This is a genomic window from Shinella granuli, assembly GCF_004341885.1.
GTDB lineage: Bacteria > Pseudomonadota > Alphaproteobacteria > Rhizobiales > Rhizobiaceae > Shinella > Shinella granuli.
Map to the genome: position 1 here is coordinate 562,177 of NZ_SLVX01000001.1, position 15,086 is coordinate 577,262.

At 65.1% G+C, this 15,086-nt stretch carries 14 protein-coding genes; 7 read left to right on the forward strand and 7 right to left on the reverse strand.

The window, feature by feature from the left end:
• Window positions 1–187: 187 nt before the first annotated feature.
• A complete protein-coding gene (locus EV665_RS33045; protein ID WP_133032973.1) occupies window positions 188–1,585 on the reverse strand; it encodes a calcium-binding protein in 1,398 nt (465 codons plus the stop codon).
• Window positions 1,586–1,737: 152 nt separating this feature from the next.
• On the opposite strand from EV665_RS33045, the gene EV665_RS02645 reads away from it, so the two are divergent.
• The 5 genes from EV665_RS02645 (at window position 1,738) to EV665_RS02665 (ending at window position 7,768) form a co-directional block, all read left to right on the forward strand.
• Complete coding sequence (locus EV665_RS02645; protein WP_064332537.1) at window positions 1,738–2,295, forward strand: DUF924 family protein; 558 nt, start codon at window positions 1,738–1,740, stop codon at window positions 2,293–2,295.
• A 107-nt stretch (window positions 2,296–2,402) separates the two neighbouring features.
• Window positions 2,403–4,880: a mechanosensitive ion channel family protein gene (locus EV665_RS02650; RefSeq protein ID WP_245507635.1), complete on the forward strand. Its 2,478-nt coding sequence runs from the start codon at window positions 2,403–2,405 to the stop codon at window positions 4,878–4,880.
• A gap of 146 nt (window positions 4,881–5,026) precedes the next feature.
• Complete coding sequence (locus tag EV665_RS02655) at window positions 5,027–5,290, forward strand: hypothetical protein (protein WP_064330379.1); 264 nt, start codon at window positions 5,027–5,029, stop codon at window positions 5,288–5,290.
• Between the two features lie 184 nt (window positions 5,291–5,474).
• On the forward strand, window positions 5,475–6,302 hold the full coding sequence (locus EV665_RS02660; protein ID WP_064330378.1) for a response regulator: 828 nt from the start codon (window positions 5,475–5,477) through the stop codon (window positions 6,300–6,302).
• Between the two features lie 221 nt (window positions 6,303–6,523).
• Window positions 6,524–7,768: a GGDEF domain-containing response regulator gene (locus tag EV665_RS02665; RefSeq protein ID WP_133032975.1), complete on the forward strand. Its 1,245-nt coding sequence runs from the start codon at window positions 6,524–6,526 to the stop codon at window positions 7,766–7,768.
• 28 nt (window positions 7,769–7,796) lie between these two features.
• Here the strand turns inward: EV665_RS02665 and EV665_RS02670 are convergent, their stop codons facing one another.
• Window positions 7,797–8,804, reverse strand: coding sequence for a GlxA family transcriptional regulator (locus EV665_RS02670; protein ID WP_133032976.1), 1,008 nt, complete (start codon window positions 8,802–8,804; stop codon window positions 7,797–7,799).
• Between the two features lie 298 nt (window positions 8,805–9,102).
• On the opposite strand from EV665_RS02670, the gene EV665_RS02675 reads away from it, so the two are divergent.
• Complete coding sequence (locus EV665_RS02675; protein WP_133032977.1) at window positions 9,103–9,711, forward strand: GNAT family N-acetyltransferase; 609 nt, start codon at window positions 9,103–9,105, stop codon at window positions 9,709–9,711.
• 88 nt (window positions 9,712–9,799) lie between these two features.
• Here the strand turns inward: EV665_RS02675 and EV665_RS02680 are convergent, their stop codons facing one another.
• Window positions 9,800–10,003, reverse strand: a complete 204-nt coding sequence (locus EV665_RS02680) for a hypothetical protein (RefSeq protein ID WP_133032978.1) — start codon at window positions 10,001–10,003, stop codon at window positions 9,800–9,802.
• 105 nt (window positions 10,004–10,108) lie between these two features.
• Window positions 10,109–10,327: a hypothetical protein gene (locus EV665_RS02685; protein ID WP_133032979.1), complete on the reverse strand. Its 219-nt coding sequence runs from the start codon at window positions 10,325–10,327 to the stop codon at window positions 10,109–10,111.
• Window positions 10,328–10,443: 116 nt separating this feature from the next.
• Between EV665_RS02685 and EV665_RS02690 the strand changes: the two genes are divergently transcribed.
• A complete protein-coding gene (locus EV665_RS02690) occupies window positions 10,444–11,361 on the forward strand; it encodes a LysR family transcriptional regulator (RefSeq protein ID WP_064330374.1) in 918 nt (305 codons plus the stop codon).
• A 277-nt stretch (window positions 11,362–11,638) separates the two neighbouring features.
• On the opposite strand, the gene EV665_RS02695 is transcribed toward EV665_RS02690, so the two are convergent.
• Genes EV665_RS02695 through EV665_RS02705 form a run of 3 tightly spaced genes read right to left on the reverse strand, consistent with a single transcriptional unit; the run spans window position 11,639 to window position 15,031 of the window.
• Window positions 11,639–13,708 (reverse strand): ASKHA domain-containing protein, encoded by a 2,070-nt coding sequence (locus tag EV665_RS02695; protein WP_133032980.1) that lies wholly within the window; start codon window positions 13,706–13,708, stop codon window positions 11,639–11,641.
• A 38-nt stretch (window positions 13,709–13,746) separates the two neighbouring features.
• Window positions 13,747–14,070: a hypothetical protein gene (locus EV665_RS02700; protein WP_064332534.1), complete on the reverse strand. Its 324-nt coding sequence runs from the start codon at window positions 14,068–14,070 to the stop codon at window positions 13,747–13,749.
• A gap of 1 nt (window position 14,071) precedes the next feature.
• A complete protein-coding gene (locus EV665_RS02705; protein WP_133032981.1) occupies window positions 14,072–15,031 on the reverse strand; it encodes a methyltetrahydrofolate cobalamin methyltransferase in 960 nt (319 codons plus the stop codon).
• Window positions 15,032–15,086 lie beyond the last annotated feature (55 nt).

Genomic DNA, 15,086 nt, shown 5'->3' on the forward strand with positions numbered 1-15,086 from the left:
TTTGGGCGTTATGGTCATGCCGCCGGTGGCCGGGGATCCATGCAATCGGCGGGGCTGAACCGCTGTTCTATTGCACCATCCGCGTCGCGCTGTTCCCTGGGGAACAGCGTGGCCGCCCGGAGACCTTTTGTTGCGCCATATGCGATTGCTCTGCGCCGCGCCAAAGGCCTTCGGGTCAGGGCATGTCCTAGAGCAGGAAGTCGCCTTTGCTCAGCGCCAGCTTGCCGTCGAGGTCGAGGCGGAAATCGGCGGCCTTGTCGCCGTCGATGTCGCCTTCCACGATGGTGACGGCCTTGCCGTTTGCCGTCGTCGTGTACCAGCGCAATTCGCCGGCATCGCCCGTGAAGGCCTTGCCCCGCGCAAGAAGGGTGAAGCTGTGGCCGGCCTCGGGACCGTTGGCGTCGATGGCGGAAAGGTCGATGCGGTCGCGGCCGGGCTCGAAATCCGTGATGCGGTCGCGCGTCGCAAGGCCGATCTCGGCGGCGCTGCGGAAGACGAAGGTGTCGGCGCCCGCCCCGCCCGTCAGCCGGTCCGCACCCGCCCCGCCGTTCAGCCAGTCGTTGCCGGCGCCGCCGTCGAGCCGGTCGTTGCCGGCAAGGCCCACGAGCGCGTCATCGCCGCGGCCGCCGGAAAGCGTGTTGGCGTGCGAGGACCCGACGAGGAGGTCGGCGTCGTTGGCGGCCGAATCATGCGCCGTGCCGTCGCCCGTAAGATTGCGCGCTGTGGCGGAGGCGACCTGCAGTTCCTCAAGTGCCATGCCCCTGGTTATGCCGTAGGCGGCCTTCAGCCGGGCGATGGCGGGGGCATACTCCTCGAAAATCGAATCGATGCCGGAAAAACCCTTGATGCGGCCGGCGGCGTCAGCGTCGAAGCGGCTTTCATAGGAGAGGATCTTTTCCCGGTGCGCGGCGTACATGCGGCCCGCGTCGAGCGCCTCCGCCGTCGTCGCCGTGCCCTCTCTGGCGAAGAGCTTGAATTGCTCGGCCTCGACATAACGCCGGTTGGCGATGCCGGCATGGCCGCTGCCGTTGGAATTGTAGCGGATCTCGTACCAGGCCTCGGCCCGGTCGCCTGCAAGGATCGCGGCCTTCAGCTTCGGTCCGAGCAGGGCGGGTGCATTGTAGGCCATGCTGAAGAGCACGGCGCGCTCGGTGGAGTTCGGGATGCCGGCGAGCCATTTGTCGATCGCCGCCTCGTAGCGCGGCGAGAGCGCGGCCAGCGCCGTCTGGATCTCGGCATCGGAGGAGAAGGCGAAGGCCTTCGGCACGCCCGGATCGCGCGTGGCGTTCCAGTCGGCCATGACCTTGTCGAGCCGGCTGTTGAGCAGCGCGGTCTCGCCCCTGGCGTAGCCCTGGTCGATGACGGCCTTCAGCTTCGCCTGCAGCGCCGCGCTCCAGCCGCTGCCGGCGATCGCCTTCAGCACGGGTTCGAGATTGTAGCGCAGGTTGAAGCCGATGCCGATCGTCGGCGCCGGATCGGCCGCCGTGTCGAGATAGGCCCGCCGCGTCGAGCCCTCCAGGGCAAGGAGCAGGTCGAAACCCGTCTTCCGATAGGCGGAGGTGGAAAGACCGGTGAATTTCAGCATCGCTTGCCCTGCTTTCGTCGCGTGCGCACAGCCTAGCGCGGGCGAGGTAAAGGCACCGCTCACGAAAAGGGGAAACGCTTTGCTAACGCCGCCCCCTTGCAACCCGGTCGCACACCGCCATATTGCCGCCAGGACGAATGGAGACGGATGGCATGGGCGAGAGCAGGATCAGGACACCGCTGGAGGTCGTCGACTTCTGGTGCGAGACGCTGACGGCCAAGGACTGGTGGCAATCGACGCCGGCGCTCGACGCGCATGTGCGCGAGACCTTCGCCGAAACCCATTTCGCCCTCTCGCAGGCGGTGACGGCGCCGTGGCAGGCAAGCCCGGAGGCGCGGCTTGCCGCCATCATCGTGCTCGACCAGTTTCCCCGCAACATGTACCGCGCCTCGCCGCTGGCCTTCGCCACGGACTGGATCGCCCGGCGCGAAGCGCGCCTTGCGCTGGAGGCTGGCGCCGACAAGGCTGTCCCCTATGACCGCCGCCATTTCTTCTACATGCCGCTCGAACATTCCGAGGATCTTGCGGACCAGGACCTCTCCGTCGCGCTCTTCGAGGCGCATGGCGACGAGATGTATCTCGACTATGCCGTCCGCCACCGGGACGTCATCGTCGAATATGGCCGCTTTCCGCATCGCAATGCCTTCCTCGGCCGTGTCTCGACCCGGGAGGAGGCGGCCTATCTCGCCGAGCCGGGCGCCGGATTCTAGCAACACGGGCAGCCCGGTTTAAAATGGCCGCATTCGCGGGTAGAACGGGGGCGCAATCGCGTGTCCCGCGCTGCATCGTCTGTTTCCGTTCAATCGAGGATGGCCTGTTGCCGACCTTCCGCCTTCTCTGCGTCCTTCTCACGGTCCTCCTGCTTGCGGCCGCGCCGGCCCGGGCGCAGACCGCCGCCGCGCCCGCCCTCGTCGATGCGACGCAGATCGAGCAGGCGAGCAACGATCTCGACCGCGCCAGCGGCCAGCTCAATGCGATTCGCGAGCGGGTGGAGCGCCACAAGGACGACGATGCGCGGCTCGTGGAGCTGAAGATCGAGGCCGAGGCGCTGAACCGGACGATCCTGGCCATTTCCGTCGCGACGCGGCCGCGGCTGGAGGCGATCAAGGCGCGCCAGGCCGAACTTGGCGACCCGCCGGCCGAGGGTGCGCCGGCCGAAGGCGCCGTCGTGGTGGAGGAGCGCAAGAAGCTTGCCGTAGAGCGCAACGAAATCAACGCGCTGACCGGCGAGGCGGAAAACCTCTCCATCGAGGCGACGAAGCTTTCGAACCGCATCACGGAAATCCGACGGCAGCTCTTCACCGACGCCATCCTCAAGCGCACGGGCGTCAACACCGCGCTCTTCACGGAAGCCTCCGGTGCGCTGACCCACGAGGCGGCGACGTTCGGCCGCACGGTGACGGCGTGGCTGCAATTCGTCTGGAAATTCAAGCGCATGCAGCTTCTGGGTGCCGTCGCGCTGTCGCTGGTGGCCGCGCTGGTGCTGCTGTCCGGCAGCTACCGGCTGTTCTCCCCCTTCATCACGCGCGCCGTGCAGCAGGAGAAGCCGCATTACATCACGCGGCTTTCCGTCGCCTTCTGGTCGACGATCCTGCCGAGCATGGCGGCGGGTGCCTTTGCCGGCACGAGCTATTTCTTCCTCGATACGTTCAATGTGCTGCGCTCCGACATCGCGCCGATCATCTCGATCGCGCTGGCGGTGATGGTGGCGATCTTCTTCGTCGCCCAGCTTGCCAATGCGGTGCTTTCGCCCGGCGACGGGCACTGGCGGCTGGTGCGGGTTTCCGATCGCGGCGCGCAGCTTCTGTGGCTGCTGATCTTCAGCATGGCCATCGTCAACGGCGCGGACTATTTCCTCGGCACGATCAGCGAGGTGCTGGGCTCCCCGGTCGTCCTCACGGTGGTGAAAAGCTTCTTCGCCTCGATCGTCATCGGCGCGCTGCTCGTTGTCACCGCCTTCATCAAGCCGGTGCTGCACCAGGGGGAAGCGCATGATTCGCAGGGGCGCCCGTGGCCGCGGTCGATCTTCATCCTCCTGATGCTGACCGGCCTCGGGCTCATCTTCGCCTCGCTGCTCGGCTATGTCGGCATGGCGCGCTTCATCGCCACGCAGATCGTCGTGACGGGCGCGATCGTCGTGACCATGTATATCGGCTTCCTGTCCGGCCGCGCCGTCTCCGCGCCCAATGCCTTTGCCGAAACGGCGGTCGGCAAGCGGCTGGAGCAGCGCTTCGGCCTCGGCCAGGTGGCGCTCGACCAGGTCGGGCTTGCCGCGGGGCTCAGCATCTATCTGCTGATCTTCGTCGTCTTCGTGCCGATGGTGCTGCTGCAATGGGGCTTCCAGGTCGCGGATATCGAATCCTGGACCTACCGCATCTTCACGGAAATCCGTATCGGCAGCATCACCATCTCGCTGATCGGCATCCTTGCGGGCATCCTGCTCTTCGTCGCCGGCCTCGTCGTCACGCGCTGGTTCCAGAAATGGGTGGACGGCAATGTCCTGGCGCGCAGCCAGGTCGATGCCGGCGTGCGCAATTCCGTCCGCACCGCCGTCGGCTATGCCGGCGTGGCGCTGGCCGGCCTTGTCGGCATATCGGCGGCGGGCATCAACCTGTCCAGCCTCGCGCTCGTTGCCGGCGCCCTCTCGCTCGGTATCGGTTTCGGCCTGCAGAACATCGTCTCGAACTTCGTCTCGGGCCTCATCCTGCTCGCCGAGCGGCCGTTCAAGGTGGGCGACTGGGTGGTGGCCGGCACGACCGAGGGCTTCGTGCGCCGCATCTCCGTGCGCGCCACCGAGATCGAGACCTTCCAGCGCCAGACGGTGATCGTGCCGAACTCGGTACTGATCAACGGGCAGGTCGGCAACTGGACGCACCGCAACAAGCTCGGCCGCATCGACATAGCGATCAGCGTGCATGGCGGCAACGATCCGCGCCGGGTGCAGGAGATCCTCGTCGAGGTCGTGCGCGGGCAGCAGGGGCTGCTGCGCAATCCCGAGCCGATGGTGGTCTTCCAGGCGTTCTCCTCCGCGACGCTCGACTTCGAGATCCGAGCCTTCCTTGCGGATATCCTCAATGGCACGGGCGTGAAATCCGATCTGCGCGCCGCCATCCTCGAACGTTTCCGGACCGAGGGCATCGCCATCGGCGCGCCGGCGGCGGCGGAGGTGCCGATCAAGATCTCGCCGGAAGGGGCCGATCTCATCACCACGCTGCTCGACCAGGCGACGCAGAAGGTCCGCCCGCCGGCAGCAGGCCGGCGCGGCAAGCCGGCGGACGACGCATCCGGCACCTGACCGCCGCGCCCGATTTGCGGCACATGAACGCCGCATTCACGCTGCATTCAGCCGTGGCCCCATAAAACACATGCAAATCCCGGCGAGGAACGATAGTGTTCTGCAAGGGCTTGTGAACAGGGGCGGCGCTAAAGCGCCGGGCGAAGATGAAGCGAATGATCATGATGCTGCTGGTGTCGGCCGCTGTGTCCGCTCCGGCCATGGCTGCCTCGGTGACCAACAAGGACGGCGACACCCAGGTGCTCGTCATCGTGGAGGGCGGCAGCCGCATGGAGGTCGCGCTGGAGCCCGGTGCGACGGAGACGATCTGCCCGTCCGGCTGCTTCGTCACCCTGCCGAACGGCGACCGCATCGCCCTGAACGGCGGCGAAAATGTCGAGATCGAGGGCGGTTCCGCCTCGGTCAAGTAAGCTTCGGGACGGTTTTTGCTGCGGCGCGGAAGTCGAACCGCGCCGTTTTGCTTTTGTGCGGCTGGTTTTGCGCGATGCGGCCGAGTTTCGCCTCCCGCTTTTTCATGCCCTCTAAATTTAACGCTTTCGCAAAGGGTTGCCGCTAGGTCTTAACCTGGGGAACATTCTGTTACGAAGGCATATCATGGCGTTTATCGGCATTTCCGGAATGCAGTATTCCGGCGCGTCTCTCTCGCATCACCGTATTCTTGTTGCCGAGGACTCGAATGTCTTCACCTCCATGATCTCCAAGCGCCTGAAGGAGCTTTTCGACATCGATGTCGAGATCTGCCGCAGCTTCGAGGAACTGGAGCTTGCCTATGACAAGTCCAGCGAGAAGATCACGCTCGCGATCTCGAACATCAACCTGCCGGGCGCCGAGAACGGCGAGGCGCTGAACTACCTGGTCGACCTCAGCATTCCGACGATCGTCTTCACCGGCACGTTCCAGCAGACGACGCGCGACCAGTTACTCTCCAAGGAAATCGTCGACTACATCCTGAAGGACAATATCTTCGCCGTCGACATGCTGGCCGAATCGGTCTGCCGCTTCCTCACCAACCACAACCACCACGTCCTGATCGTCGACGACAGCGCGACGGCCCGGGCCTTGCTGACGACGCGCCTGAAGCGCTACAACTTCCGCGTCAGCACGGCGGAGAACGGTTCGGCTGCGCTCGCGCTGCTCAAGGCCAATCCCGATATCGGCCTGATGATCACCGACTACAACATGCCCGACATCGACGGTTTCGAGCTGACGCGGCGCATCCGCGGCACGATCGGATCGCACCAGTTGCGCATCATCGGCGTGTCGTCCTCGACCGATCGCCTGCTGTCCGCCCGCTTCCTGAAGGCCGGCGGCAACGACTTCATCATGCGCCCGTTCATCGATGAGGAATTCTACTGCCGCGTTAATCAGAACCTCGACACGCTGACCCAGATCAAGACGGCCCAGCGGCGTCTTACGGCTTGATTTCCCTGCTGTTTCCGCAATCCACCCTTATATGTCCCTTACGTAGCGTAAGATATTTCTTTGCGGATTAACCAGTTGGTAAAACCGGTGGTTTGTAATGCGTTCCAGACCGGAACATCATCAGGGTACTGGACGACGTGGGAGTGGATCCAAATCCGCAGCGAGGGCCTGCATTTCTGCGCCATTCAGGCCAGCAGGTGCTGCTTGTGGAAGACTCGCGCATGTTTTCCACCGCGCTCAAGTACCGGCTTGAGCGGGAGCTCGGCCTTTCCGTCACCCATTGTTCCAGCATGGCCGCCGTCCGGGCGATCTTCCAGGGCGAGGCGCCGGAATTCGTTCTGGCCGTTCTCGACCTCAACCTTCCCGACGCGCCGAACTGCGAAGCGCTCGACTATGTGATCTCGAAGGGCATCGCGCCGCTGGTCTTCACCGGCTCCTTCAGCGATGCCACCCGCGACCATATCCTTGCCAAGAACGTGCTGGACTATGTCGTCAAGGACAATCCGGCAGCGATCCAGCAACTGGTGGTTGCCGTCGATCGCATCCTGACGAGCGGCAAGACGCAGGTGCTCGTCGTCGATTCCAATCCGGAGAGCCTGCAGCGGCAGGTGAGCCTGATCGCCAAGCAGCGGTTCCAGATCATCGCGGTCGAAAGCGGTGCGGCGGCGCTCGATGCGCTGGATTCGCATGGCGGCATCGACATGGTGGTCTGCGATCTCGCGCTTGCCGACATGGACGGGTTCGACCTCCTGAGCGAGATCCGCCAGCGCCACGGCGACGATGCCGTGCGGGTCGTCGGCCTGTCGACCTCGGAGGACCGCATGGTCGCCGCCCGATTCCTGCGCGCCGGCGGCGATGAATATATCCAGAAGCCGTTCCTCATCGAAGAGTTCAACAGCCGCATCTTCCACGTCGCGGCGATCCAGAAGCGTGTCCAGTCGCTGCACCGCATCGCCGCGCGGGACTATCTCACCGACATCTACAACCGTCGCTACTTTTTCGAGGCGGGGCCGCGGCTCGTCGACCAGGCGCTGCGCCGGGGCGAGCCCATGTCGATCGCCATCCTCGACATCGACCATTTCAAGCGTCTCAACGACACCTACGGCCACGAGGTCGGCGACATCGTGCTGAAGGCCGTCTCGCGCCGGCTCAAGCACCGGGTCGGCGACCGCCATCTCCTGGCGCGGCTCGGCGGCGAGGAGTTCGGCATCATCTTCCACGGCCTGGAGCTGGAAGGGGCGCTGGAATATTGCGAAAAGCTGCGCCTGGAACTGGCGGCCCAGCCGATCAATGCGGATGGCGAGCCCCTGACGATCACCGTCTCCGCCGGTCTTGCGGCGATTTCCGGCCGGGAAACCTTCGACAACTACCTGAACGCTGCCGACCAGTTCCTCTACATGGCCAAGCATGCCGGCCGGAACCGAGTCTTCTCCGAACTGTCGCTGATGAGCGCGCTGGCAAGCTGAGCCCCGCCGTGGCGGGGCCTTTGGTCGATCAGCGGGCGATGGCCGACAGCGTCAGCTTGCGCTCGGCGCGCTCCTGCTGGGGCGAGCGGTTGTAGAGTTCGCGATAACACTTGGAGAAGTGCGAGGCGGAGACGAAGCCGCAGGCGACCGCCACTTCCACCACCGGCATCGAGGATTGCACGAGCAGGTGGCGCGCACGGTCGAGGCGGATCTCGAGATAGTAGCGGGCGGGCGAACGGCCCATCTCCTGGCGGAACAGCCGCTCGATCTGGCGGCGCGAGAGGTCCGCGCTGTCGGCGATCTCCAGCAGCGACAGCGGCTCGGAGAGGTTGCTCTCCATCAGCTCGATGATCGACAGCACCTTGGCGTTCTGCACGCCGAGGCGGGCGCGCAGCGGCAGGCGCTGGCGATCGTGCGGCCCGCGTACGCGGTCGGTCAGCGCCTGTTCGCAGACGCGGTTGACGAGATTCTCGCCGAAATCCTGGTCGATCAGGTTCAGCATCATGTCGAGCGAGGCGGTGCCGCCGGCGCAGGTATAGATGTTGCTGTCGATCTCGTAGAGGTCGGCATAGACGTCGGCCTGCGGGAAGGCCTCGGCAAAGCCCGGCAGGTTCTCCCAGTGGATCGCGCAGCGCTTGCCGGTGAGCAGGCCCGCCTGGGCGAGCACATGGGCGCCGGTGCACAGCGAGCCGACGGCGATGCCGCGGTTGTAGACCTCGCGCAGCCAGGCATTGACCGACTTGTTGGAGAAGTCCTCGACATAGATGCCGGAACAGACCAGCACCATGGAGGGGCGGTTCTCGCCGCCGAGATATTTGCGCTCGTCGGCGAGCGAGGAGTTCACCTCGATGCCGATGCCGCTGGAGGAGAGCACCTGCTGGCCGTCCGTCGAGGCGAGGCGCCAGGTATAGGCCTCGTAGCCGAGCATGCGGTTGGCGATGCGCAGGGTCTCGATCGCCGCCGAGAAGGGCAGCATGGAGAAGTTGGGCACCAGGAAGAAAACGAGAGAACGCTTCTTGACGTTTGGCTTGTTCATCGGAGTGTCCATGCTGGAGGCGCGATGTCGCAATCGTTGCAGGCAGTCCGGCAGGCGCGCTAGTATTTTTGCGACACCGAAAGGGATGGTTACGACTGAATCCCGCTACGTATCGCTGAAATGCCAGTGCCTTCCGGCGGAATTGTGTCCATGCCTTCGCACTTGCACATTTGCGACCCTGCCGCCGGCATCGTCCGATTGCGACAGCTTGCCCCGATATACGGGAACCGCGTCGTTCCGTTTGACAACCAGGCCCGCCTCGCGACATAGGAAGCAGGATTTTTGCAGGGTGATGTCGATGCTGCCAGATGGATATTCGGACGTGCCGGCGGGAAAGCTCGCTGCCGTGGTGACCTGCCTTGAAATGCGGGCGCCGCCGCCCGAGCGCGCCGATCCCGGACAGGCCGGCATCACGCTCGAACGCATCGTGCGGCCGGAGATCGCCTGGTATCGCGACCTCTATGGCCGCATCGGCGCCGAATGGCTCTGGGCCTCGCGCCTCGCCATGGCCGAGGCCGATCTGGCCGAAATCCTCCATCACCCGGATGTCGAGGTCCATGCCGTGATGAAGGACGGGCGGGGCGAGGGGCTGCTGGAGTTGGATTTTCGCGAGGCGGGCGTCTGCGAACTCGCCTTCTTCGGCCTGACGCCGGCGACGATCGGCAATGGAACGGGGCGCTGGCTGATGAACCGGGCGATCGCGCGGGCCTGGTCGCGGGACGGGCATCCGCCGATCCGCCGCTTCTGGGTGCATACCTGCACGCTCGATGCGCCGCAGGCCCTGTCGTTCTATATCCGCTCCGGCTTCGCGCCCGTGAAGCGCCAGGTGGAGGTCTTCGACGATCCGCGGGTGACGGGCATCCTGCCGGAAACCGTGGCGCCCCAGGTGCCGATCCTGCGGCCATGAAAGAAAACCGCCGGAGGGACGTTTTACGGTCAGCTCCGGCGGTATGTGGCGTCGTCTTCCTTCGGCGTGTTGCCGCTGCAGTCGTCCGTCATCGTGTGGTCTTGTCCGACGAACGGAAGCCGATATCCTTGCGCTGGTCGAAGGACAGGCCTTCCAGTTCGCGCTCGGTGCGATAGCGCCGCCAGGCGGAGACGATCCGTTCGAAGGTGTCCCGCAGGGGATGGGACGGGCTGCCGGCGTGACGGGTGCGAGACGCATGCCGTACCGGACGATGTTCCAATGCTAGTGCCATTTCAGGGTCCTTTCGAGCTTGGGAGGTTTCGAAAGGTCGCGACCTTGATCGTGACTATGTCGCAACCTCATGCATCAATCAAACGAATATATTTGATTGGATTGATCAGCGTTCCTCATGGTTTGTGATGGCCGGCCAGTTGATGTCGTCCTTGAGGTAGGGCGGTAGCTGGGCCAGTTCCTTGGCCGTGTGGCGGACCGCATTGCGCCGGCGGCGGGCTTCGATCGCGTCGCCCACGAAGCGCCGTATTGCGTAGTAAAATCCGTTTCCACGAACCGTAACGGCGAGATCGGCGCCGTTTTTGTACGATTTCTGCGTATCCATGGCGTTTTTCCTTCCACTCGTTGGCTTGTGAGGTTGACTATCCGCCCGTCTCGGTTTTCAATCAAACGAAATGAAGTGACGCTTTGCTTCAGATTTTCTGATCCATGGAGGTAGGCATGAACCTGCTGATGCGCCAGACGCTCCCCTTGCTGGAACTCGATATCCTGAAAACCTTCGTGGCGATTGCCGAGACCGGCAACTTCACCACCGCCGCCGAAACGGTGCACCGCACGCCGTCCGCCGTCTCCATGCAGATCAAGAAGCTGGAGGAACTGCTCGGCTGCACGCTGTTCCGCCGCGATGCGCGCTCCGTGGTGCTGACGCATCATGGCGAAGTGCTGCTCTCCTATGCGCGCCGGCTGATCGCGCTCAGCAACGAGGCGGTGTCGCGCTTCATGATGCCGGAAATGAACGGCGTGGTGCGGCTCGGCGCGCCCGACGACGTGGGCGAACTCATCCTGCCGGAAGTGCTGCGCCGCTTTGCCGATACCTATCCGTCGATCGCCGTCAACGTGTCGATCGAGACGAGCGGCAACCTGCGCCGCGCCGTCGCCGAGCGCCGGCTCGACCTTGCCATCTTCAATGCCTCCGACGGCACGCTCCCCGTTCCGGGCGAGATCCTGCTCAAGGAACAGCTCGTCTGGGCCGGCAAGAACTGCGGCAATGCGCATCTGAAGAACCCGCTGCCGGTGTCGGTCTGGGAAGAGGGCTGCATCTGGCGGGCGCGGGCGCTGGAGGAACTGAGCCGTTCAGGCCGCGATTTCCGCGTCGCCTATTTCTGCGCCCATCACATGGGCCAGCGCGCCGCCATCCGCGCCGATCTTGCGGTCGCGCCACTCGCGCGCTTCCTGGTCGGGGACGACATGGTGGCGCTCGGCGAGAAGGACGGCCTGCCGGACCTCGGCCACTATCTCATCGGCCTCGTCGTCAGCGAGGAGGCCGATACGCCGGCGCTCGCCGTGGCGGATTACATCCGCGCCGCCTTCGCCCGCATCGAGCGCCGGCCGATGGACATGCTGCAGGTCGCCTGCTGAGGGAAATCGCCTATGGAATTCTGAGGGTGCCTCCTGCCCCTTCTCCCCTGTGGGGAGAAGGTCGCGGCAGCGGGATGAGGGGGGTGGCGCAGACGTTGAGACGCCGTGCAAATCCCCCCTCATCCGACCCTTCGGGCCACCTTCTCCCCACGGGGGAGAAGAAGACGAGCGGCAACCTCGCTGCTTGTACGAAGGCCCTGCCGCTTGCGGGGAGAGAGGGAAAACCCGACAAGCGGCAATCCTCAGGGGGCGGGAGGCTGGGAAAAACGTCGAAGCCCTATTCCCTGCTGCGCCGCCTGCGCCGGCCGCCGCCTTCGCCGCCGTCGTCGGCCAGCACCTTGCGTTCCGGCAGGGTCACTACCTTGGCGAGCTCCGGGAAGGGATCCACCTTGTTCGGCAGCGCCATGGCGTTGACGAAGAGCTGCTGGAAGTTCGGCTCCAGCGCGGTTTCGATCTTCTCGATGCGGGCGACGGTGCGCTCGATCTCGCGACGGTGGTCGCGGTTGAGGAGGGCCATCAGCGCGCCGGTGCCGGCGGCATTGCCGACCGCCTTCACCTCGTTCAAATCGCAGTCCGGAATGAGGCCGAGCACCATGGCGTATTTCGGATCGATGAAGGAGCCGAAGGCGCCGGCGAAGCGGATCGTGTCGACATGGTCGATGCCCTGCTTTTCCATGAGCAGCTTGATGCCGGCATAGAGCGCGGATTTGGCGAGCTGGATGGCGCGGATGTCGTTCTGCGTCACGGTGATGCGCTGCTCGCCGTCATGCAGCAGGTAGGAGAAGGTGCGGCCGTTGGCAAGGATGCGGGGGCTCTTCTCCGCCATCGTGCCATCGACCACGCCGTCTTCCGAAATGATGCCGGAAAGATACATCTCCGCGACGACCTCGATGATCGCCGAGCCGCAGATGCCGGTGACGCCGACGCTGGCGGCGGCCTCGGCGAAACCGTCCTCGTCCGACCACTTGTCGACGCCGATGACGCGGAAGCGCGGCTCCAGCGTCGCGGGATCGATACGCACGCGCTCGATCGCGCCCGGGGCGGCGCGCTGGCCGGAGGAGATTTCCGCGCCCTCGAAGGCGGGGCCGGTCGGCGAGGAGGCGGCGACGACGCGGTTCCTGTTGCCGAGCACGATTTCCGCATTGGTGCCGACATCGACCAGCAGCATCATGCGGTCCTGCCGGTAGGGGCCTTCGGACAAGGTGGCGCCCGCCGCATCCGCGCCGACATGGCCGGCGATGCAGGGCAGGGTGTAGAGCCGCGCGCCGCGGTTCACCTCGATGTCGAGTTCATGCGCCCAGTATTGCAGCGCGCCCGACACGGCGAGCGCGAAGGGCGCCTGGCCGAGCTCCGTCGGGTCGATGCCGAGGAAGAGGTGGTGCATGATGGGGTTGGCGACGAACACCATGTCGAGGATGTCGTGCCGGGAGACCTCGCCTTCGGCGCAGACCTTGCCGATCAGGCCGTTGACGGCCTCGCGCACCGCCTTCGTCATGGCTTCCCTTCCGTCCGGGTTCATCATGACATAGGAGACGCGGCTCATCAGGTCTTCGCCGAAGCGGATCTGCGGGTTGGACGTGCCCGAGGAGGCGACGATGCGGCCCGACAGCAGCGAGACGAGATGCATGGCGATCGTCGTCGAGCCGATATCGCAGGCAATGCCGTAGGCCTCGTTCTTCAGGCCCGGATAGAGGGCGACGATGAAGGGGCGCGATGAATCCATGTCGCGGTGGATGGCGGCGGTAACGCCCCAGTTGCCCTTGCGCAGGATCGACTGCACCTGCGGGATAAGGTGGGGGGCGATCAGGAGGTCCTTCCAGCCCCAGTCCTTTTCCAGCATCACCTTCAGGCGGTCGAGATCGCCGAGCGGCTTGTGCATGTCGGGCTCGTCCACCTCGACATAGCAGAGCTGGACGGCGGCGTTGCGCTCGATGACGCGGTCCGACGCCGCCTTGCGTACGACCTGCGCGTTGATGACGGTGTCCTGCGGCACGTCGACGACGAGGTCGCCGAGGATGAGGGCGGAACAGGAGAGGCGGCGGCCTTCCGGCAGGCCGCGGATCTTTTCGTAGCGCTCTTCCTTCGGGCCCTTTTCCGAGATGTGGTCGAGCGAGGAGACGATCTTGTGCTTGGCGAAATTGCCTTCCTGCACCTCGATCTGACAGCGCCCGCAGGTCGCACGCCCGCCGCAGACGCTCTCGACATAGACGCCGAGTTTGCGCGCCGCTTCGAGGACGGGGGTGCCGACCGGGAAGCGGCCGCGCTTGCCCGAGGGCATGAAGAGGACGAGCGGCTCCTTCACCGACGTTTCGGTCATGTTGGTCTCGTTCTCACCTTCGATGCGCATCGGTCGTACTCTCTTTTTTCGGCCTGAAACGGCGTTCCTCAGCCCTTCCTGGCCGAGAGACGTCGCACATTGCGGCGCACGCGCTTGCCGTAGGGCTTCAGCGCGGCCTCCGAGACGGCGCGGGCCGTGGCTTGCGGCGAGGCCGCCGTCATCACGGCCTTTGCAACGGCAAAATTGGCTGCCACGACGCTCTCCGCCGTGGCAGCCATCTTTTCGGTGACCATCCGGGTCATTTCGGCCGTGTTCTGCGTCGAGCCCGTCAGCGCCGCCATCTGCATCTCGTGGCAGCGCATGGCGATGACCAGCGGCGCCTGCAGCCAGAGGCTGAAGGCGTCGCGACGAAACTGGCGCCCGCCGGCCACGTTATTCTCGCGCCGCGCCGGCGCGGGCTGCGCGGCCGCCGCGGCGACCGCCGCCGGCTGCCGGTGCTGCGGATGCGGCCGCGACGGCGCCGCCTTCGGCGGGCTTGTGGTCGCGGTAGGTCATGATCCAGTTGGTGCAGTTCGCATCCGTGCCGTTGAGCACGTTCGCGGCGCGCACGGCTTCCATCTCCTGCGGGCGGCAGGGGTTCATGATGGCCGAGGTCATGCCGGCACCGATGACCATGGGGATGAAACCGGCATTGATGCCGTGGCGGTGCGGCAGGCCGAAGGAGATGTTGGAGAGGCCGCAGGTCGTGTTGACCTTCAGCTCGTTGCGCAGGCGATAGAGCAGCTGGAAGACCTGGCGGCCGGCATCGCCCAGCGCGCCGATCGGCATGACGAGCGGGTCGACGACGATGTCATGCGGCTTGATGCCATGGTCCATGGCGCGTTCGACGATCTTCTTGGCGACGGCGAAGCGCACGTCCGGGTCCATGGAAATGCCGGTCTCGTCGTTCGAGATGGCGACGACCGGGACATCATACTTCTTGACGAGCGGCAGGATGGCTTCGAGCTTCTCCTCCTCGCCCGTGACGGAGTTGACCAGCGGACGGCCCTTGGCGACCTTCAGGCCGGCCTCGATGGCGGCGGTGACCGAACTGTCGATGGCGAGCGGGATGTCGACGAGCCCCTGGACGATCTCCAGCGTCTGCACCAGAAGGCCCGGCTCCGTCTCGTTCGGGTTGACCGAGGTCACGCCCGCATTGATGTCGAGCATGGTGGCACCGGCGGCGACCTGTTCCAGCGCATCCTTGATGACGGTCTCGAAATTGCCGGCCTGCATTTCCGCGGCCAGCTTCTTGCGGCCGGTCGGGTTGATGCGTTCGCCGATGACGCAGAAGGGCTGGTCGAAACCGATGACGATTTCGCGGGTGGCCGAGGCGACGATGGTGCGTGTCATATAGGGTCCTCTGGGGCGGGGCGCTGGGTCTGGTCTAGCGCGCGATTTCCGGTGT